The 23,508-nt window shown below is 34.8% G+C and carries 22 protein-coding genes; all 22 read right to left on the bottom strand.

Translation table 11 applies throughout. The features are described 5' to 3' along the window. Nucleotides 1-6: 6 nt before the first annotated feature. The gene (locus tag ACM9HF_RS02335; RefSeq protein WP_473614110.1) at nucleotides 7-366 is read right to left on the bottom strand and encodes a hypothetical protein; all 360 of its coding nucleotides are present in this window, start codon (nucleotides 364-366) and stop codon (nucleotides 7-9) included. A gap of 1 nt (nucleotide 367) precedes the next feature. Then, nucleotides 368-961 carry a hypothetical protein gene (locus ACM9HF_RS02330; protein WP_473614109.1) on the bottom strand — a complete coding sequence of 198 codons (594 nt, stop codon included), beginning with the start codon at nucleotides 959-961 and terminating at the stop codon, nucleotides 368-370. 753 nt (nucleotides 962-1,714) lie between these two features. After that, nucleotides 1,715-3,214, bottom strand: a complete 1,500-nt coding sequence (locus ACM9HF_RS02325) for a reverse transcriptase domain-containing protein (RefSeq protein WP_473614108.1) — start codon at nucleotides 3,212-3,214, stop codon at nucleotides 1,715-1,717. Between the two features lie 335 nt (nucleotides 3,215-3,549). After that, entirely contained in the window at nucleotides 3,550-4,170 is a 621-nt protein-coding gene (locus ACM9HF_RS02320) for a hypothetical protein (RefSeq protein ID WP_473614107.1), read from the bottom strand. A 514-nt stretch (nucleotides 4,171-4,684) separates the two neighbouring features. After that, entirely contained in the window at nucleotides 4,685-4,864 is a 180-nt protein-coding gene (locus tag ACM9HF_RS02315; protein ID WP_473614106.1) for a hypothetical protein, read from the bottom strand. 1,012 nt (nucleotides 4,865-5,876) lie between these two features. After that, nucleotides 5,877-6,257 (bottom strand): hypothetical protein, encoded by a 381-nt coding sequence (locus tag ACM9HF_RS02310; protein WP_473614105.1) that lies wholly within the window; start codon nucleotides 6,255-6,257, stop codon nucleotides 5,877-5,879. Nucleotides 6,258-6,387: 130 nt separating this feature from the next. After that, nucleotides 6,388-6,876 (bottom strand): hypothetical protein, encoded by a 489-nt coding sequence (locus ACM9HF_RS02305; protein WP_473614104.1) that lies wholly within the window; start codon nucleotides 6,874-6,876, stop codon nucleotides 6,388-6,390. A 1,772-nt stretch (nucleotides 6,877-8,648) separates the two neighbouring features. Further along, nucleotides 8,649-9,464: a hypothetical protein gene (locus ACM9HF_RS02300; RefSeq protein WP_473614103.1), complete on the bottom strand. Its 816-nt coding sequence runs from the start codon at nucleotides 9,462-9,464 to the stop codon at nucleotides 8,649-8,651. Nucleotides 9,465-9,927: 463 nt separating this feature from the next. Then, nucleotides 9,928-10,218, bottom strand: coding sequence for a hypothetical protein (locus tag ACM9HF_RS02295; RefSeq protein ID WP_473614102.1), 291 nt, complete (start codon nucleotides 10,216-10,218; stop codon nucleotides 9,928-9,930). 1,154 nt (nucleotides 10,219-11,372) lie between these two features. Next, nucleotides 11,373-11,597, bottom strand: coding sequence for a hypothetical protein (locus ACM9HF_RS02290; protein WP_473614101.1), 225 nt, complete (start codon nucleotides 11,595-11,597; stop codon nucleotides 11,373-11,375). Nucleotides 11,598-13,052: 1,455 nt separating this feature from the next. Continuing rightward, a complete protein-coding gene (locus tag ACM9HF_RS02285; protein ID WP_473614100.1) occupies nucleotides 13,053-13,406 on the bottom strand; it encodes a hypothetical protein in 354 nt (117 codons plus the stop codon). Between the two features lie 124 nt (nucleotides 13,407-13,530). Beyond that, nucleotides 13,531-14,370, bottom strand: a complete 840-nt coding sequence (locus ACM9HF_RS02280; RefSeq protein WP_473614099.1) for a CPBP family intramembrane glutamic endopeptidase — start codon at nucleotides 14,368-14,370, stop codon at nucleotides 13,531-13,533. Between the two features lie 1,229 nt (nucleotides 14,371-15,599). Next, nucleotides 15,600-15,980: a hypothetical protein gene (locus tag ACM9HF_RS02275; RefSeq protein WP_473614098.1), complete on the bottom strand. Its 381-nt coding sequence runs from the start codon at nucleotides 15,978-15,980 to the stop codon at nucleotides 15,600-15,602. A 128-nt stretch (nucleotides 15,981-16,108) separates the two neighbouring features. Beyond that, a complete protein-coding gene (locus ACM9HF_RS02270; RefSeq protein WP_473614097.1) occupies nucleotides 16,109-16,456 on the bottom strand; it encodes a hypothetical protein in 348 nt (115 codons plus the stop codon). Between the two features lie 809 nt (nucleotides 16,457-17,265). Next, complete coding sequence (locus tag ACM9HF_RS02265) at nucleotides 17,266-17,664, bottom strand: hypothetical protein (protein ID WP_473614096.1); 399 nt, start codon at nucleotides 17,662-17,664, stop codon at nucleotides 17,266-17,268. 122 nt (nucleotides 17,665-17,786) lie between these two features. Then, a complete protein-coding gene (locus ACM9HF_RS02260) occupies nucleotides 17,787-18,146 on the bottom strand; it encodes a hypothetical protein (RefSeq protein ID WP_192022262.1) in 360 nt (119 codons plus the stop codon). 685 nt (nucleotides 18,147-18,831) lie between these two features. Beyond that, complete coding sequence (locus ACM9HF_RS02255) at nucleotides 18,832-18,972, bottom strand: hypothetical protein (protein WP_473614095.1); 141 nt, start codon at nucleotides 18,970-18,972, stop codon at nucleotides 18,832-18,834. 384 nt (nucleotides 18,973-19,356) lie between these two features. Next, a complete protein-coding gene (locus tag ACM9HF_RS02250) occupies nucleotides 19,357-19,905 on the bottom strand; it encodes an NAD(P)H nitroreductase (protein WP_473614094.1) in 549 nt (182 codons plus the stop codon). 66 nt (nucleotides 19,906-19,971) lie between these two features. After that, a complete protein-coding gene (locus ACM9HF_RS02245) occupies nucleotides 19,972-20,295 on the bottom strand; it encodes a hypothetical protein (RefSeq protein WP_077341969.1) in 324 nt (107 codons plus the stop codon). 23 nt (nucleotides 20,296-20,318) lie between these two features. Beyond that, entirely contained in the window at nucleotides 20,319-21,218 is a 900-nt protein-coding gene (locus tag ACM9HF_RS02240; protein ID WP_473614093.1) for an ABC transporter ATP-binding protein, read from the bottom strand. Further along, on the bottom strand, nucleotides 21,215-22,036 hold the full coding sequence (locus tag ACM9HF_RS02235) for an ABC transporter permease subunit (protein ID WP_473614092.1): 822 nt from the start codon (nucleotides 22,034-22,036) through the stop codon (nucleotides 21,215-21,217). The genes ACM9HF_RS02240 and ACM9HF_RS02235 overlap by 4 nt, the downstream gene beginning before the upstream one ends. Nucleotides 22,037-22,138: 102 nt before the next feature. Then, a complete protein-coding gene (locus ACM9HF_RS02230) occupies nucleotides 22,139-23,410 on the bottom strand; it encodes a GGDEF domain-containing protein (RefSeq protein ID WP_473614091.1) in 1,272 nt (423 codons plus the stop codon). Between the last annotated feature and the right edge of the window lie 98 nt (nucleotides 23,411-23,508).

Here is a 23,508-nt window from a genome sequence, read left to right as displayed (position 1 = left end):
ATTGCATTACCCCCTGCGTCCTGAAATAGGCAAAAGTACAGGAATGCTAAATTGTATTCTATTCACTGAACTATTTGAGGTTTCAGTTGTTGAGTTATGGCCAGCAACGGTGGCACTTCCTACAGTTATTTCAGGAGCCTCTGTTTCTGTGCTTCCTTCATTAACTGAAACTGCAATATCAAATTTTATTTCTTGAATTGGAACACCTGTATTCGAGCAATATATAACACTGTTATGACTGCCTGAGGAAAATGAAGCTGAGGCCGGGTTTACTTGTGCATTATGTTGTTCACCAAACGACTTAGCAGCACCGATACCAGTGATCACTTGTTTTATAGTTTCTTCTACGTATTTATCTAATTTCATATTAACCACCTACACAAGACAATAAAAACGAACCTATAGAAGCTATGCTGCCCGCACTAGGTAATGCGTTAATAAGAGTATTTAAAACTGCCTTACTTGGCTTAGGGGACTCGAATTGTCCTTCGATTGCATCAACAATTTCATAAGCTTCATTTTGCTTTTCACTGGATTCAACAAGTTTTTTAATCTCATCTCTGAGCATAGATATATGTTCAGCAATATCATTATTGATATTTACTACATTGGTAGAGTTATCAGTTGAGTTATTATTGACTCTAGTATTATTCCCGTTGAGGTTGTAAGTGATAGATTGAATTGCTTTCTCTGCCTCTGGCAACCCTAGGTTTTTATGAACAATTTGATAGCCCGCAGGTATGCCTCCAAGTCCTTCATGAAAGCCAGGATCTACAACCTCATATGTTTCAGTTGCGCCATTTGACATAGTTCTTTGGATTAAGTCGCCAGTTTCGATCAAAATATCAGAACGTTGAATAAATGTTTTCTTCGTTTGAACACTTGCTTGAATATCCTTAAAAATCTCACCATTACTTTTTAGTACGGAAACTTTATCTTTCATTAGACTTGAAAATGGCACGATGCCTCCTTTGCAATTTAACGCCCAATTAATGGGCTTTTATTGCTGGCTAAAATAGCGAGGGACGAGCACAGCCAGCTGTAAAAGTCCCGTTGAATTGCTTGTTATATGCCTGATAAACCTAAACTTAAATACTGAAGTTTAAAGTAAAAGACGGTAGTAATAACTACACTATAAATTGAGCTACCCACAATTGCCAGAACGAAATAATAGCTTTGTTACATTACGAAGTAATAAAAACAACAAAGCTTATTAGTGACTAGTGAAAAACTACAATAGCGAAACCCGTAGCAACGTTTACAAAAGTACTTTTGATAACAATATTTTTAGCTAAAGCACCCTACTACATGAATTGCATATAACGCTTTGCTAATGGGCAAAATACCGTTTGCTATAATTGGCGAGGTACGAGCCGAGCAAACTGTATTTTGTCCTGTTAAGCAACTTGTTATGTGTAAAACCAAGTACAAAACTTAGCCTGAGCAATAACGAAGCTGCCCTTAATTAAAATTATCCTTGAGCCATTTAAGCCCAAACGAGAATGAAATAATAGCTTTACCACAAAACTTGTTTTGTAATTGCGTAAAGCTTATTAGTGGTGGCAACCAAACTTACAATGGCGAAACACACCACTTATTTTTTAATATTTCTTTTTCTTTAGTTACAAACACATAACGCCCGCATTTGCGGCTGATTTGGAGCGCAGCGGAAAACCAGTCCGACAACATGCGTTTGTTAGCTGCGGACGCTGCATTATCTATAGTCATAATTCAGTGAATCAGGGTTCATTACTCTCTCTATACCCGACTCCTCCAATCCTTTTTTCAGGGCTCTATGTATTAGAAGAAAACTTGGAATCTCAAGAAGATGCTTTCCTGATACTACTTCAACAGCACAACGTTCTAAAAGCTCCGACCTTGATACATTGAATGGAAAGCTATGCGAGCGATGAAATCCGTGACTTGAAAGTAGCTTGCACCTTAGCTTCAATACTCTATGCACTACGGAGAGCAACCATCCATCCAGCTGAGTTAATTGATCAACATCGTCTACTAGAGGATAGAAGCTCATTACACCTTTAAAGTATATTCTTTTAGTTCTACCAGATAAGTAGTCTTTAATTTGCTTTTTGCTTAATCCACCATACATGTATCGCCGAATTTCACACATTGCTGATAGAAAATTTTTATCTCTATCATTTGCAGGAATTCGCTGCCCAGCCAGCACTGCTTGCTTAAGTGGCTGAATTAAATTTCGGTAAAGAATATATGATATTTGCTTTTGAATTTTCCTAACGGATTTATCTTTAATGGAAACCTTGTCAACGGACAGGCAATAACCCAAAAAATCTAGGCTAGTTTTAGCTACGATTTCTGATGGCAAACCATCTGTTGTTAAAAGAGATATTCCTTCTGACTTAGTAGGGTTTATTTTTACTCCAGCGCTTCTAGAGAATTCATTAATCAAACCAAAGGAATTACATATTTTTGCGTACTCAGGTGACCACACAATAGTATCATCAGCATATCGAGAGAACTTAACTCCCTCTCGCTCAAGATTTTGATCAAATTTCCAGCAGGTTAGATTGGCAAGAAATAAGCTTATTGACGTTCCTTGAGGAATACCGACTTTCCTCTCTTTCAAAAACGAATTAATAACAAATTTTTCTTCAGGACTGATGTAGAAGCCGTTTTCAGAAAATTGCCCTTTCAAGAATTCATGGGATATTGACCCAAAAAAATCAGAGAAATCAAATTCAGCCAAAAAGGTGCGCTCATTTCTTTTTAAATCGACAGAAATATCCTGAATGGCGAAGTGAACATTTCTATCATTTCTATAAGCATATGAGAATGAACTAAACCGGTGTCGGTTTTTTGCCAGAAGCCGGTTAAAGAAAAACTTTGATATAGCTGCGTCCGGTATTTTGTAAATCGCTACTTTTCTAATACCACCGTCAGACTTTGGAACTTCTTTTATATATGGGCTATTCGGAGAATAGGTTCTATTCTCAATTTTGTTGGCGATAGATCGAGCAATGCTTTTATGCTTTGCTTTAACATAAAATGGATTGAACTTCCTATCAAAAGACCAATAGTCTGGAGTATGAATTTTCTTTTTCGGTGCAGAGTCACCTAATCGCTTCTGATTCCGCTTAGCTTCTAGGTGAACCCTATTGTGATATTCGTGATAGCGTTCAATTAACTTTTCTGCCTCTTCACGGATAATTTTTGCAATCTGCTGCTCTAATTTCATAAGTTCCTTAAACAAAAAAGCCTGAGTTAGACTCAGGCTTTTTCACGGTGTTAACCCAAGTAAAAGTAAGTTATCACATGGTTGGATAGGATTTGACCCCTTTCCCCCGTCAGTGTGAATCATCACAACTGAAGACTAGTCATTTCTAACTGGTAGAAGGTAACACCGTTATCCCCATAAGGGAGTTCTTACATAATAACGAGTTACTAATAATCTGCAAGGAGTAACGAACACTCTCGGGCAGCTAACGCCACCTTAAGCGGCAAAAAATTGTTTGCTAAAATGTTGAACGAAGTGAAAACAGCAAACTGTTTTTTGTCCGTTTGAAGGTCTTGTTAAGTGTCTTTTTTGCTATTTACGTAATTAGTTATAACCATACCAAGAACGCTTATAGCAATAGAGAATAGTAAACCAATAAACCATTTATTTTGGTCATAAATTCTATCAATCTCTGCTTTTGACTGGCGAATCTCAGTGTTAAGTGAGCTTCGGACATTATCAAGATCTTTACGCAAGATTGGAACAGCTAGAGCTTTAAGTGGATCTGCAGTTATAGCGTTCTCAAACTCTGTAACTCTAATACTAATACTATCAATTTTTTCTTCAAGCCTAATAATCTCAGATTTCCATTCAGTACCTTCAGGGAATTTTTCAACTGAATCCATTTTCGATTTAAGCAAAGTAACTATGTCTTGTAAATTACTTAAATCTTGGTACATACCCTTTACTTGAGTATTTTGCACTGAAACTTCATTTGTTAGTTCGTCATTACTTAATATCTTTTTAGAATCGAAGAAAATATTAAATGTCATAGAAGCTGTAATGGCTAATGCAATAGAAGCAGATATACCCGCAACGGATGAGGAAAAATTTCTAATTTTTTTCTGGTTTTTAGAAAGGTTTTGATTATGTTCTCGAACCTTTTCAAAGAACTCTTCATTATTTTTTTCTGTCACTGAACTCTCCGTTGACGATGACACTTAACGCCAAAATAATTTGCCAGAGCAAGCTGGCGGTTTTTTTGCTCCGCAAAAAAGACGACAGCTTGCGGAGGTCAAATTGATTTTTTTTGTTACAGCGGCAGCGTGTTCACCTACTACGAAGCACCTTAAGACCGATAGTAAACAAGTAGACCCTAAGAATACCTAAGCCGAAGATGCCTTGCACCTACTTATTGGCCACCCAGATTAAATGGAGTGGACTTGCCAATACGGTTCACTTTTAAATGGCACCGGTACGAACGGAAGGGGCTAAAAACCAGCACATTCCTTGATGCTATTTCTCTGCTCGTGGCAGGTGTTTAACGACACTGCAAAATAATTTGAACTGCCTTGTAACGCCCTATTAAGGGGCAAATTGCAGTTGGCTATAATGTGAAGCGAAGCGGAACTAGCCAACTGTTATTTGTCCCGCTTGAATAGCTTGTTATATGTTTGATAAACATACAAAACAGATAGTTAACCCTGTGGTTTACTCTTTATCTTGACTGCTTACTTGTTTTAACTCATTACGTATAATCGTTTTACTATTGTTTCGACGATTTATATTACTGGCTTCTTTTATTTCTTCGGTATAAGCCCAATGAGTCATATTTGAATGGCCGCGTTTACCCCCGCTGCCGCCTTCAGTTTTACCTTTTAATGTACTCATAATCTGCAAACCTCGAGAAACATATAACGCCCAATTAATGGGCTTTTATTGCTGGCTAACATTGCGAGGAACGAGCACAGCCAGCTGTAAAAGTCCCGTTGAATTGCTTGTTATATGCCTGATAAACCTTAACTTAAACACAAAATCTAGAAGTAAAAGACGGTAGTAATAACTGCACTATAAATTGAGCTACCCACAAATGCCAGAACGAAATAATAGCTTTGTTACATTACGCAGTAATAAAAACAACAAAGCTTATTAGTGACTATTTGAAAACTATAAATAGCGAAACCCGTAACAACGTTTACAAAAGTAAAAGTTAATAACCGAATTATTAGCTAAAGCACCCTACTACATGAATTGCATATAACGCCTAATTAACAGGCAAAAAATTGTTGGCTAAAATAAGTGAACGGAGTGAACAAAAAGCCAACTGTTTTTTGTCCTTGTTTAATTTCTTGTTATGTTTTTGGCTTGAGGGAGACAAATGCCTCCCTCGCCAATGGTTACAGCGGCATAACTGACATTAGATAAGCAACAGCACGCACAAGGCAAGCTGAAGCCATCAAAATGGCAGCTATATTCACTGAAACCTCTGTTTTCGAAGTTTTAAATGTGAACATAATAGTTCCTAAATTAAACCCCGAGCCGGCTCAGGAAAATTAAACACCTGAGCTTTACGTCACAGGCCAGTGACGCCATACAATGGATTGCTGCCCAAAGTATGGATTGTGGTAATGGTACTAACATTACCAACGGAGTGTAGTACCAGCTAAAGCAAGTTTATGTTTCGAGTTCGGCACTGCCGAGAATTCGAGAAACTCACAATAACTGCACTCCTCACAAAGTGCCTCGGTTGGTCAAGCTTAACCTGACTCCCAGACACCAGTGTTCAAAAAACATAACGCCGTTTTAAGCGGCAAATTGCAGTTGGCTAAAATAAGTGAGGCACGAACAAAAAGCCAACTGTAATTTGTCCGACTTGAAAACCCTTGTTATGTGTATATTTACTCTAAGGCCAAGTTCTACAACTTAAAGGGTTGCCGCCTTTATCAAAACCCCAATCAATGATAACCATTGTTTCAGGGTTTACTACATTGTAAGTTAAACATTTACCTACCCATTCTTCTCTTGGGTTAGTAGGCAAAACTTCTTGGTCACTATAGTGGTAAATTAAATTACCGTCATCATCTTCAGTTATTTCTGTAAGCCCTTGACCAGAAATCAAAAAATCTGCACGAATTAATTCACCTGAGTTATCCCATTTATATGGTTCGGTTTTAGTTTCTTTTTTACCAATCCTACTATTTTTAAAATCCAAATAATCTTGATGGCCTGCCGCACAACCTGCTACGAGTAACACTACGATAGAAAGGTAGATATTGTATTTCATTTATAACCTCAAACTCGAAGTTGTTCTATACACATAACGCCCTAATAATGGGCAAAAAATTGTTGGCTAAAATGTTGAGGAACGAAAACAGCCAACTGTTTTTTGTCCTTATTTATTAGCTTGTTAGATTTCATTTTGCCATAGCTTGTATTACTAAACTAAATATCGCAACACTGATTGTGATTGCATTTGCTAAAAGGAAACTCCAAAACAGTTTTTTACTGAGCTTTGTATATAATTTAAAGCTCCGTTTATAAACCATGCCTTCAATAAGAACATTAAATAAGCATGCGAAAATAAAAACTAAAATCCAAGAAATTATTCCTAATCGTCCTAAACCAAATATAAGAAAAAAATACAAACCGGGAACTACTTTAAACAATCCAACAAAAACTATTCCGAGTACTGCAGAAGCCAAATTAGCGAAGATAGTAGCTTTGATTGCCTTTTTGGGAGGAATTTTAAAAAGTCTTTGTACAAACAAAAACTCAATCATTAAACCAATTAAAATTGCCCACCAAGCAAAAGAAGTGGCATTCATTATCACAAACGGCCAAATAGCATTGGCATTAGAATAAAAAGAAATAGTAATTAGAAGTAAGAATAGAAATATACGCATTGATCATCCATGAAATATAACGCCCAAATAACAGGCTTAAAATTGTTTGTTAAAATTTTGAGGAACGAAAAACAACAAACTGTTTTAAGTCCTGTTAATTTGCTTGTTATATGCAAAATGGTAACGAATTACAGATAAGCTAATACGAAGCTACCTTGATAACAAACTTACCTTGAGCCATGTAAACCCAAACTAGAATAAATAATAGCTTTACCGCAAACTTGTTTGCAATAGCGTAAAGCTGATTAGTGTTTGCACCTAAATTAACAATGACGAAACACACCAAAATTTAATTATTTTAAAAACTTTTGGTTAAGGCATATAACGCCCAATTAATGGGCTTTTATTGCTGGCTATAATTTGCGAGGGACGAGCACAGCCAGCTGTAAAAGTCCCGTTGAATTGCTTGTTATATGCCTGATAAACTTTAACTTAACTACTGAAGTTCAAAGTAAAAGACGGTAGTAATAAGCGCACTATAAATTGAGCTACCCACAAATACCAGTACGAAATAATAGCTTTGCCACAAAAGTCTCTTTAAAAAGGCAAAGCTTATTAGTGACTATTGAAAAACTACAATAGCGAAACCCGTAGCAGCGTTTACAAAAGTAAGGTTGATCACAATATTTTTAGCTAAACCAACCATACTATTTGAGTGCATATAACGCCCAATTAATGGGCTTTTATTGCTGGCTATAATTGCGAGGAACGAGCACAGCCAGCTGTAAAAGTCCCGTTGAATTGCTTGTTATATGCCTGATAAATCTAAACATAAATACACAAGCAACTAGTAAAAACCGGTAGTAATAAACGCACTATAAATTGAGCTACCCACAAATGCCAGAACGAAATAATAGCTTTGCCAACAAAAGTCTCTTTAAAAAGGCAAAGCTTATTAGTGACTATTGGAAAACTAGAATAGCGAAACTCGTAGCAACGTTAACAAAAGTAAGTTTGATAACAATATTTTTAGCTAAACCAACCATACTATTTGAGTGCATATAACGCCCAATTAATGGGCTTTTATTGCTGGCTAACATTGCGAGGAACGAGCACAGCCAGCTGTAAAAGTCCCGTTGAATTGCTTGTTATATGCCTGATAAACCTGAACATAAGTACATAAGCAACTAGTAAAAGACGGTAGTAATAAACGCACTATAAATTGAGCTACCCACAAATGCCAGAACGAAATAATAGCTTTGCCAACAAAGTCTTTTAAATAGGCAAAGCTTATTAGTGACTATTGAAGAACTAAAATAGCGAAACTCGTAGCAGCGTTTACAAAAGTAAGATTGATAAAAATAATTTTAGCTAAAGCACCCAACTACATGAATTGCATATAACGCCCAATTAATGGGCTTTTATTGCTGGCTAAAATTTGCGAGGGACGAGCACAGCCAGCTGTAAAAGTCCCGTTAAATTGCTTGTTATATGCCTGATAAACCTGAACTAAAATACAAAAGTCAGAAGTAAAAGACGGTAGTAATAGCCACACTATAAATTGAGCTACCCACAAATACCAGAACGAAATAATAGCTTTGCCAACAAAAGTTTTTTAAATAGGCAAAGCTTATTAGTGACTAGTGAAAAACTACAATAGCGAAACTCGTAGCAGCGTTTACAAAAGTAAGGTTGATAACCAAATTGTTAGCTAAGCACCCTGCTTCATGAATTGCATATAACGCTTTGCTAAGCGGCTAAAAATGGCTGGCTACAATAGCGAGGAACGAGCACAGCCAGCTGTTTGTGTCCGTTTAAGCAACTTGTTAGTGCTACACTTTTTTATCTAGCATCAAAGATTCATTTTTATTTGTAAGTTTCAATCCTGACTTGTTGTAAGAAATAAAATCAAATGAAGTCTTATTTTTTAGAGCTTTAATATCCGACTCGATAGAGTTTTCCATTTCAGTTTGAACATTAGAATGAACTTTAAACATTTCTTCATTTGTTTCTTTAATTGTTTTCTCTAACGCTTGCATTACGCTACCCAGAGCAGGGATCTTACTTAACTCACTCCACATGTAGTTTTGCAGAAAGGTAACTAAAAACTCCCAAGCTCCGTTTACTGAAAAGTATGAACCATCTTTACTCTTTTTCAAAGTAGAAATTACTTTTCCAAGACCTTTAACCATTAACCGACTATCTAATTCATCACTACTTTTAAGTTCTTCTAATATTTTTATTATTTCTTCAAATAATTCAGGTAAACGGCTTTGAGATTTATAATGTTCAAATATAGAGTCAAAATCAAACGCATCTTCTGATGGATCACCAAAGACCCATTTATGATTTTTTATAATTGCCATATTATCAACTAAATATGTAATTAGCTGATGTGAGTCATGTACTCCTTTGATATACCTTTGTAAAGCCAAAGTAACATCGGAAACCCAAGATGGGCGGTCTCCTTCAGCTGTTGCAGATTCTAAATCTTTTGATTTTTTAAAGCTTGATTCAGCATTTTCTTTTTTTCCTGATGAATTTACAGTCACCAATGACTTTACCAAATCATCAAGTGAACTTATTAAATCATTATGTCTTTCACTAACAAAGCGTATGAAAACCTGATAACTTTCACTAGAATTCAAAAAATACTCCTGTAGCACTAACGCCTCATTCAGAGGCTAAAAATTGTTGGCCAAAATAGCGAGGCACGAGCAACGGCCAGCTGTTTTTAGTCCTTTGCAATGCCTTGTTATATGCCTGATAAACCTAAACTTAAAACACTTAAGTTAGAAGTAAAAGACGGTAGTAATAACCGAACTATAAATTGAGCTACCCACAAATGCCAGAACGAAATAATAGCTTTGCCAACAAAAGTCTTTTAAATAGGCAAAGCTTATTAGTGACTATTGAAAAACTAAAATAGCGAAACTCGTAGCAGCACATAAAAAAGCAAAAGTTAGTAACTAAATTCTTAGCTAAACCACCTTACTACATGAATTGCATATAACGCCCAAATAACAGGCTTAAAATTGTTTGTTAAAATTTTGAGGAACGAAAAACAACAAACTGTTTTTAGTCCTGTTAATTTGCTTGTTATATGCCAATTTACTCTGAAGTTTCAAATTCGAAACCACCAAACTTTTTAGCTAAACGATTATAAACAAAAAAGAATAAACGCTGCATCAAATAAAACATAACACCATAAAATATAGGCGCTAATGCAAAAAATAAAAATGGAAAGCTCGGCATTGTATTTCCATTAGATGTTTCAATCTCTGGAACCAAGAAAAAAAATAAAATACTAATAACGCTAAACGGTAACATCAAAACAAAAAAAGTAAGTGCGATGATCTTACTCGATTGATGCGAAGAAAATGATTTTATTTGAATTTTCACCTAAATCTCCATGGCATATAACGCCCAATTAATGGGCTTTTATTGCTGGCTAAATTTGCGAGGAACGAGCACAGCCAGCTGTAAAAGTCCCGTTGAATTTATTGTTATATGCCTGATAAACCTAAACTTAAATACACAAGCAACTAGTAAAAGACGGTAGTAATAAACGCACTATAAATTGAGCTACCCACAAATGCCAGAACGAAATAATAGCTTTGCCAACAAAGTCTTTTAAATAGGCAAAGCTTATTAGTGGCTATTGGAAAACTATAAATAGCGAAACTCGTAGCAGCGTTTACAAAAGAACGTTTGATAACAATATTTTTAGCCAAACCAACCATACTATTTGAGTGCATATAACGCCCAATTAATGGGCTTTTATTGCTGGCTATAATTTGCGAGGGACGAGCACAGCCAGCTGTAAAAGTCCCGTTGAATTGCTTGTTATATGCCTGATAAACCTGAACATAAATACACAAGCAACTAGTAAAAGACGGTAGTAATAAATGCACTATAAATTGAGCTACCCACAAATACCAGAACGAAATAATAGCTTTGTTACATTACGAAGTAATAAAAACAACAAAGCTTATTAGTGACTATTGGAAAACTATAAATAGCGAAACCCATAACAGCACATAAAAAAGTAAAAGTTAGCAACTAAATTATTAGCTAAACCACCTTACTACATGAATTGCATATAACGCCCAATTAATGGGCTTTTATTGCTGGCTAAAATGTTGAGGAACGAAACAGCCAGCTGTAAAAGTCCCGTTGAATTGCTTGTTATATGCCTGATAAATTTAAACTTAATTACTGAAGTTTAAAGTAAAAGACGGTAGTAATAAACACACTATAAATTGAGCTACCCACAAAAGCCAGAACGAAATAATAGCTTTGTTGCATTACGAAGTAATAAAAACAACAAAGCTTATTAGTGGTTATTGGAAAGCTATAATAGCGAAACCCGTAGCAGCATTTACAAAAGTACTTTTAATAAAAACAATTTTAGCTAAAGCAGCCTACTACATGAATTGCATATAACGCCCAATTAATGGGCTTTTATCGCTGGCTAAAATTGCGAGGAACGAGCACAGCCAGCTGTAAAAGTCCCGTTGAATTGCTTGTTATATGCCTGATAAACTTTAACTTAATTACTGAAGTTCAAAGTAAAAGACGGTAGTAATAAATGCACTATAAATTGAGCTACCCACAAATACCAGAACGAAATAATAGCTTTGCCAACAAAAGTTTTTTAAATAGGCAAAGCTTATTAGTGGCCATTGAAAAACTATAATAGCGAAACCCGTAGCAGCACTTAAAAAAGTACGTTTTATCACAACATTTTTAGCTAAACCAACCATACTATTTGAGTGCATATAACGCCCAATTAATGGGCTTTTATCGCTGGCTAACATTGCGAGGAACGAGCGCAGCCAGCTGTAAAAGTCCCGTTGAATTGCTTGTTATATGCCTGATAAACCTAAACATAAATACACAAGCAACTAGTAAAAGGCGGTAGTAATAACCACACTATAAATTGAGCTACCCACAAATGCCAGAACGAAATAATAGCTTTGCCAACAAAAGTCTTTTAAATAGGCAAAGCTTATTAGTGACTATTGAAAAACGATAATAGCGAAACCCGAAGCAACGTGTACAAAAGCACCTTTGATAACAATAATTTTAGCTAAACCAACCATACTATTTGAGTGCATATAACGCCCAATTAATGGGCTTTTATTGCTGGCTTATAATGTTGAGGAACGAAACAGCCAGCTGTAAAAGTCCCGTTGAATTGCTTGTTATATGCCTGATAAACCTAAACATAAACACACAAGCAACTAGTAAAAACCGGTAGTAATAAACACACTATAAATTGAGCTACCCACAAATGCCAGAACGAAATAATAGCTTTGTTACATTACGTAGTAATAAAAACAACAAAGCTTATTAGTGGCTATTGAAAAACGATAATAGCGAAACCCGTAGCAGCACTTACAAAAGTAAAAGTTAATAACCAAATTGTTAGCTAAAGCACCCTACTACATGAATTGCATATAACGCCCAATTAATGGGCTTTTATTGCTGGCTAAAATTGCGAGGAACGAGCACAGCCAGCTGTAAAAGTCCCGTTGAATTGCTTGTTATATGACTGATAAACCTGAACTAAAACACATAAGTCAGAAGTAAAAGACGGTAGTAATAGCCACACTATAAATTGAGCTACCCACAAATGCCAGAACGAAATAATAGCTTTGTTACATTACGCAGTAATAAAAACAACAAAGCTTATTAGTGACTATTGAAAAACTACAATAGCGAAACCCGTAGCAGCGTTTACAAAAGTAAAAGTTAACAACCAAATTATTAGCTAAAGCACCCTACTTCATGAATTGCATATAACGCCCAATTAATGGGCTTTTATCGCTGGCTAAAATTGCGAGGAACGAGCACAGCCAGCTGTAAAAGTCCCGTTCAATTGCTTGTTATATGCCTGATAAACCTAAACATAAATACATAAGCAACTAGTAAAAACCGGTAGTAATAAACGCACTATAAATTGAGCTACCCACAAATACCAGAACGAAATAATAGCTTTGTTACATTACGAAGTAATAAAAACAACAAAGCTTATTAGTGACTATTGGAAAACTATAATAGCGAAACCCGTAGCAGAACTTACAAAAGTAAAAGTTAACAACGAAATTATTAGCTAAAGCACCCTACTACATGAATTGCATATAACGCCTCATTAAGAGGCAAAAAATTGTTGGCCAAAATCAGCGAGGCACGAGCATGGCCAACTGTTTTTTGTCCTTTTGAATGACTTGTTATATGCCCCATTCGACAGCACTTACGCCATCGATGTTTTTAATAATAGTCTCGAGTTGTTCTTTAACTTTGAACTCTGCTGATCTGTCAGCTTTACCAAATATTTTTTTAAGAAATGGAACCCTCTGCTCTGGCCAAATTTGCCATAACGGAACTACCGTTTCTTCGTCGTTTTTACCCATGAAAATATCAACAAAATCGCCTTCGACATTTATTTCAATGGAATACATATAATCCGAGTCAATAGGTTCTTGAGGATTGAAGCTTAACTTTTTTAGTTCTGAGTGCACATACTCAGCTAAAGTTTTTGAAGAATCAAACTTGTCTGTTTTGAAATATAAATTTTGATTCATGCACAATCCTTTAAGGGCATATAACGCCCAATTAAGGGGCAATAATGTAGCTGGCTAAAATGTTGAACGGAGTGAAAACAGCCAGCTGTATTTTGTCCCGCTTCAATTTCTTGTTAGAAGCCTTTTATTGCCTCAGAGTTATAACCCACTGAGTAACCCTATCATCTATATATGAGGAGTAAGTATCTAACGTTCTTTGATAAAGTAGACAATTATTCGAAAGTTCACTAATAGGTTTATCTGTACTTTTTTCAATCCCGGTATCATATCTTCTTCTCAAGAAATTTAAATGCTCTGACTCATGATACAACCTAATTAAATCGGGGTACTTTTTATGAAATTTTTGTATTGAAAGGTTAAAGTTTTCTTTATCTTTTGATGCGCATAGCTCATACGGTAATTCTGTGAGGTTATATACTTCCTCAATGATCATTTTTTTATCTGATTCTATAAATATAAAATACGAAAATAAAACAACTGAAATATTCCAAAGTATATGACTAACCGCTGTTATAAGTACCGCCCATAATTGGCCGTGCTTATAACGAACAAACTCAAAAATTAACACTAGAGAGGTTATCAGCCCAATTGTCGTAATAAAATTGGTAAACGAACTGGTTAAATGTGCGAGATTAAATAGTACAGCAGTTAGCACTACTGAAAGAGTAACACTCTTAAATCCTCTCCTTAAAATATTTTGTAAAAAAAATTGAAATATAATAGTTTCGACTATCGGGGCGATAAATGAAAAATACTTAAATTTAAATAAATCCAACTCATTAAATCTATTGGTAATATTTAGAGTTAATACATCAAAAAAAACTAAGGTATATGAACTAATCAATATTATAAATAGCCAACCAAATGATAAATACAGTACGAAAGGTATAAAATTATTTATGCCTGTGTTTAATATTCTATTGATATGTATTAATTTATTTAGTTTTCTGTCTAGTGAATACATTTACCATCCTTAGTTTACAGGAATACACCTATGTTTGAGAGGCTTCTAACGCCCATATTAACGGGCAAAGTAAAGCTTGCCAAAATAGCGAGGAACGAGCACGGCAAGCTGTACGTGTCCCAGTTCAATTGCTTGTTAGATGGTAACTCAGATAAACACTAAGCGCTCGAGCCAACATAACCATAAGCGTAAAATCAAACACAAAATAAAATAAAAAAATCACCTTAACTTGTGCGACAAACCTTAATCTTAAGTAAAGTTGCTTCAAGTAAAAGACACTACTTACGCAACTTTACTTAAGATTAAGGATTAAAAAGAAGCTTAGCACGCGTCAAGGGATTTTAAATAGAATTTGTTGTTTGGATAAACTCAACGCTTATGCTGTAGAAAAGCGGCAATACTCCTTCTTTCCACAGATCCCTTAGCAAATGAATCCTTTTGTTACCATATAACGCCCAATTAATGGGCTTTTATTGCTGGCTATAATTTGCGAGGGACGAGCACAGCCAGCTGTAAAAGTCCCGTTGAATTGCTTGTTATATGCCTGATAAACTTTAACTTAATTACTGAAGTTCAAAGTAAAAGACGGTAGTTTTAAATGAACTATAAATTGAGCTACCCACAATTGCCAAAACGAAATAATAGCTTTGCCACAAAAGTCTCTTTAACAAGGCAAAGCTTATTAGTGACTATTGAAAAACGACAATAGCGAAACTCATAGCAACGTTTACAAAAGTAAAAGTTGATAACCAAATTGTTAGCTAAAGCACCCTACTTCATGAATTGCATATAACGCCCAATTAATGGGCTTTTATTGCTGGCTATAATTGCGAGGGACGAGCACAGCCAGCTGTAAAAGTCCCGTTGAATTGCTTGTTATATGCCTGATAAATCTAAACTTAAATACAAAAGTTCAAAGTAAAAGACGGTAGTAATAAATGCACTATAAATTGAGCTACCCACAAATACCAGAACGAAATAATAGCTTTGTTACATTACGAAGTAATAAAAACAACAAAGCTTATTAGTGACTATTGAAAAACGATAATAGCGAAACCCGTAGCAACGTTTACAAAAGTACTTTTGATAACAATATTTTTAGCTAAAGCACCCTACTACATGAATTGCATATAACGCCTCATTAAGAGGCAAAAAATAGTTGGTTAAAATAAGCGACGAAGGAGCAAAAACCAACTGTTTTTGTCCTGCTTTAATGACTTGTTATATTTTCAGTTCACAGCAACAGGTACGTTTATAGATATACCACACCCATCTCCGTAACTAAAAATTAAGTTATGCTTTTCAATAGCATCGGCTTTAACGAGGAACCACACTTTAGCCTCACCTTCGTCTTCAAATATTTTTAGTGCGGAATAAAACGCTGGATTATTTTTATCACCTATAATCATCCCGGCTAAATTAAATGGTTGCCCGTCAATCTCTTGAGGAATTGAAACTGAAATACTGTATGTGCTTTCATTTAACTCACTATTTATTTTAAATTTACTCGCATAGGCAGCATCCCATTTTGCATTTTGTTCTTCAGTTTCAACACAACTTGTTGCACTGGCAAAGAATGAAAAGAAATATAATGCTAATAGAATTCGCATACTCGACCTGCTTTGAAAATATAACGCCTCACTAAGAGGCAAATAATAGTTGGTTAAAATAAGCGACGAAGGAGCAAAAACCAACTGTTATTTGTCCTTTTGAGTGACTTGTTATACGTACAAGCCACCTAACCAGTCGTTAGATTTTTGTACAGTATATTATGAAGAACATCCAATCCGCGTTCATTGGATAGATCTTCGACTACTTCGTTGCATGATTTAGCAAGAGTATGTTTCCAGTCATGAAATTCTGGGACTAGTGCCGCATCAATTTTGTTTTTAGAATACGCAAGGCGAATTGCGGCTTCCATACCATTAACTTTAGACATTAAGTAAAACCAGTGTTCTCGTTCAATTTTACTTTCTCCATTTTTAGCAAGATCACTGCACGCTGCTTTAGCATAATCCCATTCAGCAGCATTTGTTAACCCTGAGGAAATAAAAGTGAGAAAGATAAATATAATAGATTTATGCACTAATCCTCCCTGTACGTATAACGCCCAATTAATGGGCTTTTATTGCTGGCTATAATTGCGAGGAACGAGCACAGCCAGCTGTAAAAGTCCCGTTAAATTGCTTGTTATATGCCTGATAAAACTGAACTTAAATACAAAAGTTAGAAGTAAAAGACGGTAGTAATAAACGCACTATAAATTGAGCTACCCACAAATGCCAGAACGAAATAATAGCTTTGCCAACAAAAGTCTTTTAAATAAGCAAAGCTTATTAGTGACTATTGAAAAACTATAATAGCGAAACTCGTAGCAGCGTTTACAAAAGCACCTTTGATAAAAACATTTTTAGCTAAACAAACCATACTATTTGAGTGCATATAACGCCTCATTCAGAGGCTAAAAATTGTTGGCCAAAATAGCGAGGCACGAGCAATGGCCAGCTGTTTTTAGTCCTTTGCAATGCCTTGTTATATGCCTGATTAACTTTAACTTAAAACACATAAGTCAGAAGTAAAAGACGGTAGTAATAAATGCACTATAAATTGAGCTACCCACAAATGCCAGAACGAAATAATAGCTTTGCCAACAAAAGTCTCTTTAACAAGGCAAAGCTTATTAGTGACTATTGAAAAACCACAATAGCGAAACTCGTAGCAGCGCATTAAAAAGTAAAAGTTAATAACCGAATTATTAGCTAAACCACCCTACTTCATGAATTGCATATAACGCCACGTTAAGCGGCAAAAAATTGTTGGCTAAAATTGTGAACGGAGTGAAACAGCCAACTGTTTTTTGTCCGTTTGAACGCCTTGTTAGTTTGTGGTTTACACCTAACTATACTCTTGTAAAACAGCCACATAAACATTAAGAGATGAAATATAATATTTATTTTTTCTAGAAAGAAAACACCAAATCTTACCAGATGCTTCAAGTTCAGACCATGGGATAAATATCTCTTTAACCCAAAAGAATAGAATCCCGCCTTTAATAAATAAGCCATCTTGGTTTGATGAAGTTAACATACCATTAAAGTAGTTTTTCTTTTCATTCTCAAGCCAAATATAAACCATTTCAGATTTGTATTTTTGATTATCCGATTCAAGAACTACAGAAAAGTTATCTCGTATTTTATTAAGAGAAATACTTTTTTTGGTCTCCATAAATTGCATGGTATAAGCAAAACCAAAAAACACTGCAAAAGATATAATTACAAAAGTGAGACTTATCATGACTAGTTTAACTTAACTCCATTTAGCAAACTAACGCCCTGTTAAGGGGCTTATAATAGTTGGCTAAAATGTGAAGCGAAGCGAAACCAGCCAACTGTTAGAAGTCCCGCTTGAACAGCTTGTTATGTGTAAATTTTTAGCTGAACTTTGCCGTTTATAATTTCTAAGTTACCAAACTCACCAACAACCTTAAAGCCTTGATTTGTCTTAATTAACGAATCTATATTGCCATAATCAAATGAACCATTTATATCTTTGATTGGTTTAACACTACTTTGTTCAGCAAGCCCTGAATATGAAGTAAAACCCGTAAATTGAATTTCACATTTACGGTAGCAAGTATATTCATCAGGTTTTGGACTTAGATAATGAGGCGAATCAGGCCAAATGCTAGCCTCAATTTTGAATGTGATTTCTGTGTCATTTGAACTCCAACCGAGAACAAACGAGTCATTGAAATCTATACCTTTGAAAATATCCATATACTCGACGATATCCGTTTACACATAACGCTTTGCTAAGCGGTAAAAGTTGCTGTGGTATAGTGAGCCGAAGGCGAACCACAGCAATTTTTATCCGCCTTGAGCAACTTGTTATGTTTTTATACATTAAAGAATGTTAATAGTAAAACTTACCCCTAAAGATAAAACAACTAATCCTAATATTACAATAATGACCTTGCTTGGTATATATGCAACGGGATGACGATATTTTTGGCGATGGCCAAATACGCTTGTATGTGTTTTAACTCCATAAGGCGAAAAAACTGTAAAGAAACAAATCGAACCAACTGCAATAGAAAAACCTAACCAACTAAAGATATTAGTAATAGAAATTTCAGGTAATTGAAATAAGCAGATTATAAAAATTGCTAATACGATTACCGGTAATAGAATAATCCTTTTCATTATTTAAAAATAGTTACTCTAAGTCGGGAAAACATAACAGCTTATTAGTTTGCAAATTTCCCGCTTTCCACAAAACATTTACAAACAACTTTAAAAACCTAGATTATGTCACTTTAATCGAAATATCAACAATATAACTTTTTTAAGTACGCTAGCAGCTGTATGAAAGAAGGAAAAAACCCTGCTTTGTTGTAGAAAGCGAGAAATACAGAGTGCTGTATATAAAAACAGTATCCATTTTGCAAGTTCTAATTTTATTTTAATCCTGATTTAAAACATTAAGTGCTTTTAGTTTCTTCTCAAGTTTATCTATTTTAGTCATAGATATTAAACCAAAAGCAAACCCAGCAACGCCCATCGACATTCCCATCACACCGAAGATAAAACCTAAATTTTCCATACTATAATCCTTTTAGAAGTTAAAAATAATCAACACAACTTTCAGCCAATATACTATTAGAATATAAAAACCACCAAAGGTTTCCCACTACGCGAACAGTATTAACGTAGTCTGAAATTTTTATTTATCAGTAAGTAGTGCTTTTATTATTAGATAGGCACTCATTGTTATACCCTAAATTTTTATATATGTGGTGATCATGAAACGCTATGATCTTAATAGATAAAACAAAGCTACAATATTTTGTAAGAGTTAACACTGAGTTTAGCTGAGAGATTTGAAGACTAGCAAATTGTAGAAGAATTCATGTTAAATAAAATAATTTAAGCCGTTTAAGTAACTAATAGTTCATTAGCTACTTAAACTTAAGAAGTAACTATAAGATTAGTTTAAGTAAGTTACATGGCTTTCGTAAGGTTTTACTGGTTTTGTGGGTAATTGTTTTTTCTCTGTACCTATATATAAAAACCCAACAATGTCGTCTTGTCTGTTAATGTTTAACGCGTACTTAACCGAATTATTGTAACTTAACTCCCCTGTGCGCCATACAGCACCAAAGCCTAAACTATACGCCATCATTTGCATGGCATGTACACTACAACCTGCTGCAACGAGCTGTTCTTGCTGAGGCACTTTATGTTCTTTATATTGGGTGCTAACCACAATAATCATAGGCGCTCTAAACGGCATTTTGCTGGTTTTTTCTATTTTTGCAGCGTCGTCAGTATCAATTTTTACCGCGTTTACAAAGTGTTGGCTCAATGTGTTTAAGCCTTCTCCTTGTATTACCGTAAAGTGCCATGGTGTTAAACAGCCATGATCAGGCACCCTCATACCAGCACTTAATATATGGTGTAAATCATCACCTGCTGGTGCGGGTTCACAAAGATGAGGATTAGATTGACGATTTAATAATAATTCAAGACTATTCATAATTAATTTCTTTTTAAGTTACAATTCTACAAGTTACATCTATTTCATTTAATAAGGTAAGTATTACTATTTCAAATACTTAACCAGTAATTCAGCAGCAACTTTAGGATTAAGTTCATTAAGTGCTATTTGATCCACCAGATCAATATTGTCTTCAATAATATTGCCTAAGCCAATACCAACTATGTCAGTATTGGCATCAAGTAAAACAAATATTAATCGATTCTTAGAGGCTATAGCATCTACGGTTACGGCATCAGCTTCTAAGCCTTTATTTCTAAGGGCTTTATCCATTAATCCAACCGATGTATTTATGCCAGTGTTTTTTTGAATAAACAAGTCTGTGGCTTCTGCAATTAGCTCATAAAGTTTTTGTGTATTAGGTTTCATATCTTTCGTATATTTATTTGTTTTTAGAACAATTGATTTTCAAGGGTTTTACCATTTACTAACTGTGAATACACCCAATTTTGTTCGTGGCAATATTTTAAAAAAGTAATATCAAAAGGTTCAGTATTGTCTAGTTGGGTGTAGCTAATAAGATATTCTTTACCTTGCAACTGAGATACGTTTTGTACAGACGGCAACATAGATACTTCTTTTACAAAGCTATCTGAGTGTTGCTTCATACGTAGCGTTAAATAATTAAAATCATCTTTTGACGTTAGTGTTTGATGCTCTTTTAATTCACCATTTTCAAGATACAACACCTGATCACATAAACGTTCTAGCTCACTTAAATCGTGCGAACTTAGCACAAAAGTAATTTCGTTTGATAAATTTGAGATAATTTCACGAATATCTTTTGCATGTTTAGGATCTAATCCCGCAGTCGCTTCATCTAAAATAACTAATTGAGGCGAACCTATAAGTGATTGCGCTATGGCAGCACGTTTACGCATACCATGAGAAAGCTCTAAAGGTTTTACTTTGTAGTTGTCTTCAAGGCCAACCATATCGAGTACTTTATGGGCTTCAATAATGCTTTGCTTAGTGCTAAAGCCTTGCAGTTGAGCATAAAATTTTAATTGGCTTTCTATTGAATATTTGGGATCTAATTGAGCATCTTGTGGTAATGCACTAAATGTTTGATTAACGGCTGCAATACTAGGTGATTCACCTAAAATAGATACATTACCGCTATCATAAGGAATATAACCACATAAAATACTAAAGAGTGTTGTTTTACCGGCTCCGTTCGGCCCAACTAAAGCAACAGGTTCACCTTTATTTATTTCAAAGTTTACATTTTTCAACGCATGTTTGTTGCAATATCTTTTATTTAAGCCTTCGACTTTAATTAATAAACTCATAGTGATGACCTTTTAAAAATAAATTGCGCTAATGCCAAATAAACAACAGTTTGTGTTAGAGGAATAATATAATTATTAACGTAATGACTTTCAAAACCTACAACAGATTCAATTTGTTCACCTGGAAATAAATAAAACAAAAATGATAAATCCATAACAAAACGAGTCATTAAATTAATGATTATTGCAGAGCCTATATAAATTAAAAAATACACTATTAATGACATTTTAGCTGATTTAACAAACACATTAATCAGCGTCATTCCCGCAATAAAAGGTAAGCTAATAATAATAAGTTTCAATAAAATACTAAAAGACAAAATCAATGAACCAAAACTCACCGTTTGTTCATTGAATAATGAAAAAAGTAAGCTAGCAATTAATGTAATAAATATAAGAATAGCGAGGATGAGTACTTGCCCTAAAAATCGACCATAAAGTAATTCTGGTCGACTGGTTCTTAGTAAAATAAAGCGTAGCGTACCGCGTTCACGGTCAGAACAAGTTTGATCACATGAAAATAAAATTGCAAATGTAGGTAATAAATAAGCTGAAATAATCCAATAAATACTTAATTCAGGTAATTCCCACTCCAAGAGCGCTAACAAGTTTAGTTTCCCAAACGCTTGTTGAGCAAGGTCTTTAAAACTTTCAGAAGTTATAAACTCAGCCGCAGACCCTATAACATAAGTAAAAATTAAAAACCAAAGACATGAAAAAGCAGCAAGAACAATCAGTCCGCGTTTAGACGCAAATAGCCGAGCTAATTCAAAAAAAGTGATAGTCCAAACACGTGAACTACTGAAATGAGATAACATCCGTATCCTTAACTTAAAACATAAGATTTGAATGCTATCATATAGATTATAAAAGCTTTTAACAGATTAAATATTATATTTTTTTTGTAAAATATAAAAACATTACAATGTTTCATGAGACCAATGCTGGCTATTATAATAAGAATCATCTGATGCAAACTGTATTGTATTTTTACCTTTGTGTTTAGCAACATACATGGCTTTGTCACTCGCTAAGGTTAGAGCCTCAATATTAAAAACTTGCTCCGGACAAGAAATTCCAATTGAACAAGAAAGTTTGACGGGATTATTACCTATATCTCTTATAGATCGAATACTGGTTCGTATTTTATTTGCTTTGTTTTTCATATCGTCATGTGAGCTGCTTGACGTATATACGTAAATAAATTCGTCCCCGCCTAACCGACAAAGAATATCAGTATTACTTGCTTCTAACTTTAATACAGCGGTAACCTTTTGTAATAATTCATCCCCTACTTTATGTCCAAAACGATCATTAATTTGCTTAAACCCATCTAGATCAATAAACATAACCGCTACACTACTTACTGGAATACAATGCTGCTGCAACCACTGTTCAGCATGGCAATCTAACCAACGTCGATTATATAATCCTGTTAAGCTATCAAGCCAAGCCATCTCTTCAAGTTTTTCTTGCGCGTTAGATACTTTTTCTTTTTCATTTTGAATAGCCCAAATAGTAAAGCCATAAATAAGTACCACTTGGCAAGCAAACTCAATAATTCCGAAAATCCCAAGATAGCGATAAAATAGCCCGCCAAACAGCATATCTATACTTGCGATAACATATACGCTCCATGAAAGGCCGTAGGTAAGCATGGCGTATGCAAATATTTTAGGCCCAGACTTGGGATCATCTTTAAAAAATTGAATTGTTTTTATCGCTACCCAAGAGGAAACCACAAGGCAGAATAAACTTCTCAATCCAACACGTGATATATAACGCTCTTGCCATTGCTCAGGTGAATTAAAAGAAAATGTCATACCTACAGAAAAAGCAATAATAATTAAAGCAACTAACCACCAATGAAATTTAACTTTATGTTTACTTTTCATTGTTAAGCAACCCGCAAGTAATAAGACAGGTCCGCTATATCCAAAAACTTGAGATAACCCCGTACATACAATTAATGACCAATGTTCGTGAATCCCTTGAACTCTCATAATCATCGTTAGGCCACCAAAAAATGTATAGCCCGCCATCATAAACCAAGCCATAGCCCAGTATTTTTGATAAAAATACCCCATTTGAGTATTCAAAGCATAAAGTAATCCCGAAGCAAAAAACATAATAAGGCTAACGGATAGTATGGTTACTGATAAAAAAGCAAAAAGAGGTTCAATAGTCAGCATAACTATAAATCTAAAACTTATTTTTGAGGTTATTCTCTGAGTATAGGTTTGTAATAGATTTAGTCAAATCATATAAATTTTATACAATTACATAGAAA

The organism is Colwellia sp. RE-S-Sl-9, from assembly GCF_048296855.1.
Classification (GTDB): Bacteria; Pseudomonadota; Gammaproteobacteria; order Enterobacterales; family Alteromonadaceae; genus Pseudocolwellia.
Note: the sequence above shows the minus strand (reverse complement) of the source record. Positions and strands in the feature narration are given on the sequence as shown.

What these genes read in the sequence shown, in the direction of transcription:
- ACM9HF_RS02335 (WP_473614110.1), bottom strand. Translation starts at nt 366, where the DNA reads ATGAAATTAGATAAATACGTAGAAGAAACTATAAAACAAGTGATCACT.
- ACM9HF_RS02230 (WP_473614091.1), bottom strand. Translation starts at nt 23,410, where the DNA reads ATGCTGACTATTGAACCTCTTTTTGCTTTTTTATCAGTAACCATACTA.
- ACM9HF_RS02310 (WP_473614105.1), bottom strand. Translation starts at nt 6,257, where the DNA reads ATGAAATACAATATCTACCTTTCTATCGTAGTGTTACTCGTAGCAGGT.
- ACM9HF_RS02305 (WP_473614104.1), bottom strand. Translation starts at nt 6,876, where the DNA reads ATGCGTATATTTCTATTCTTACTTCTAATTACTATTTCTTTTTATTCT.
- ACM9HF_RS02250 (WP_473614094.1), bottom strand. Translation starts at nt 19,905, where the DNA reads ATGAATAGTCTTGAATTATTATTAAATCGTCAATCTAATCCTCATCTT.
- ACM9HF_RS02290 (WP_473614101.1), bottom strand. Translation starts at nt 11,597, where the DNA reads ATGCACTCAAATAGTATGGTTGGTTTAGCTAAAAATGTTGTGATAAAA.
- ACM9HF_RS02315 (WP_473614106.1), bottom strand. Translation starts at nt 4,864, where the DNA reads ATGAGTACATTAAAAGGTAAAACTGAAGGCGGCAGCGGGGGTAAACGC.
- ACM9HF_RS02325 (WP_473614108.1), bottom strand. Translation starts at nt 3,214, where the DNA reads ATGAAATTAGAGCAGCAGATTGCAAAAATTATCCGTGAAGAGGCAGAA.
- ACM9HF_RS02280 (WP_473614099.1), bottom strand. Translation starts at nt 14,370, where the DNA reads ATGTATTCACTAGACAGAAAACTAAATAAATTAATACATATCAATAGA.
- ACM9HF_RS02275 (WP_473614098.1), bottom strand. Translation starts at nt 15,980, where the DNA reads ATGCGAATTCTATTAGCATTATATTTCTTTTCATTCTTTGCCAGTGCA.
- ACM9HF_RS02260 (WP_192022262.1), bottom strand. Translation starts at nt 18,146, where the DNA reads ATGGATATTTTCAAAGGTATAGATTTCAATGACTCGTTTGTTCTCGGT.
- ACM9HF_RS02235 (WP_473614092.1), bottom strand. Translation starts at nt 22,036, where the DNA reads ATGTTATCTCATTTCAGTAGTTCACGTGTTTGGACTATCACTTTTTTT.
- ACM9HF_RS02285 (WP_473614100.1), bottom strand. Translation starts at nt 13,406, where the DNA reads ATGAATCAAAATTTATATTTCAAAACAGACAAGTTTGATTCTTCAAAA.
- ACM9HF_RS02245 (WP_077341969.1), bottom strand. Translation starts at nt 20,295, where the DNA reads ATGAAACCTAATACACAAAAACTTTATGAGCTAATTGCAGAAGCCACA.
- ACM9HF_RS02255 (WP_473614095.1), bottom strand. Translation starts at nt 18,972, where the DNA reads ATGGAAAATTTAGGTTTTATCTTCGGTGTGATGGGAATGTCGATGGGC.
- ACM9HF_RS02240 (WP_473614093.1), bottom strand. Translation starts at nt 21,218, where the DNA reads ATGAGTTTATTAATTAAAGTCGAAGGCTTAAATAAAAGATATTGCAAC.
- ACM9HF_RS02265 (WP_473614096.1), bottom strand. Translation starts at nt 17,664, where the DNA reads ATGATAAGTCTCACTTTTGTAATTATATCTTTTGCAGTGTTTTTTGGT.